This window comes from Alcanivorax sp. HI0044, assembly GCF_001634945.1.
In genome coordinates this window covers 1-1,208 of sequence record NZ_LWEZ01000097.1, presented here as the reverse complement: position 1 = coordinate 1,208, position 1,208 = coordinate 1, and the positions used below count along the sequence as shown (strand labels likewise).

The 1,208-nt window shown below is 59.0% G+C and carries 3 protein-coding genes; all 3 read left to right on the top strand.

All coding sequences use genetic code 11. From position 1 onward, the window contains the following. The first annotated feature begins 67 nt into the window (after positions 1-67). Positions 68-691 carry a heme ABC transporter permease CcmC gene (gene ccmC, locus A3730_RS01130; RefSeq protein WP_255364139.1) on the top strand — a complete coding sequence of 208 codons (624 nt, stop codon included), beginning with the start codon at positions 68-70 and terminating at the stop codon, positions 689-691. A 1-nt stretch (position 692) separates the two neighbouring features. After that, on the top strand, positions 693-947 hold the full coding sequence (ccmD, locus tag A3730_RS01125; RefSeq protein WP_063520316.1) for a heme exporter protein CcmD: 255 nt from the start codon (positions 693-695) through the stop codon (positions 945-947). Continuing rightward, positions 928-1,208 (top strand): cytochrome c maturation protein CcmE (locus tag A3730_RS01120; RefSeq protein WP_231883797.1); only part of this gene is annotated, 281 nt, incomplete at its 3' end. The genes ccmD and A3730_RS01120, both read left to right, overlap by 20 nt.

Here is a 1,208-nt window from a genome sequence, read left to right as displayed (position 1 = left end):
CCGCTGGACGCAGGCACATGAATAAAGATGATCCGGTAACTGTTGCCCTGCTGATAATCACTGGGGGCTGGCGTTTGCCCCCAGTGATTATCAGCAGGGCAACAGTTACCGGATCATCTTTATTCATGTGCCTGCGTCCAGCGGTGCGTTGATGGGCTACATGGCCATGGGCGTGGCGGGCCTGGTGGCCGTGGTCTGGCGAATGAAAATGGCCGAAGTGATGATGAAGGCCATTGCCCCTTTCGGTGCGGCCCTGGCGGCCATTTCCCTGGCCACTGGCGCGCTGTGGGGCAAGCCCACCTGGGGCACCTACTGGCAGTGGGATGCCCGCATGACCTCCATGCTGATCTTGCTGTTCATGTATGTGGGTGTGATTGCCCTGCAGAACGTTATCAGAGACCCGCGCCAGGCCGCCCGTGCCGCCGGTTTGTTGGCCATGGTGGGGGTGATCAATGTGATCATCGTCAAATACTCGGTGGAATGGGTGCAGACCCTGCACCAGGGCTCCACCCTGAAACTGGTGGGTGAATCCACCATCAATCCGGCCATGAAATACCCACTGCTAATCAGCATGCTGGGAACCTGGCTGCTGTATGCGGTCAATGTACTGGTGCGAGCACGCACGGAAGTGGTGTGGCGCGAGCGGCGCAGCAAATGGGTTCGCAAGCTGGTCAAGGGCGGGGGGCAATAGCATGTATTTCGATAGCTTTGCCGATTTCCTGGCCATGGGGAAACACGGTTTTTATGTCTGGAGCGCCTACGGAATCAGTGCGTTCCTGATTATTGCCAGCATGGTGCTGGCGATGCGCGGGCAGGGACAGGTGCGCCAAACGCTGGCGCGGCAGTGGCGACTTGAGGCTCTGGCAGAAGAGCAGGCTCAGGAAAAGCAGCGCCGCCAGCAACACACTGAGCAAAAACCTGAGGTAGATGATGAATCCGGTACGTAAGCAGCGTCTTTTGGTGGTACTCGCCGTTCTGGTCGGGCTGGGCATCGCCTGCGGCCTGATGTTTTATGCGCTGCGTCAGAACATCAACCTGTTCTATACCCCGCAGCAGATTGCGGCCGGAGAAGCGCCGCTGGATGCGCAGATGCGCGTGGGTGGCCTGGTAGAACCCGGCACGGTCATTCGCAACCCGGATACCCTGGACGTCACCTTTGGGCTCACCGATGGCAAGGGGCGTTTTACCGTGCATTATCAGGGCATCCT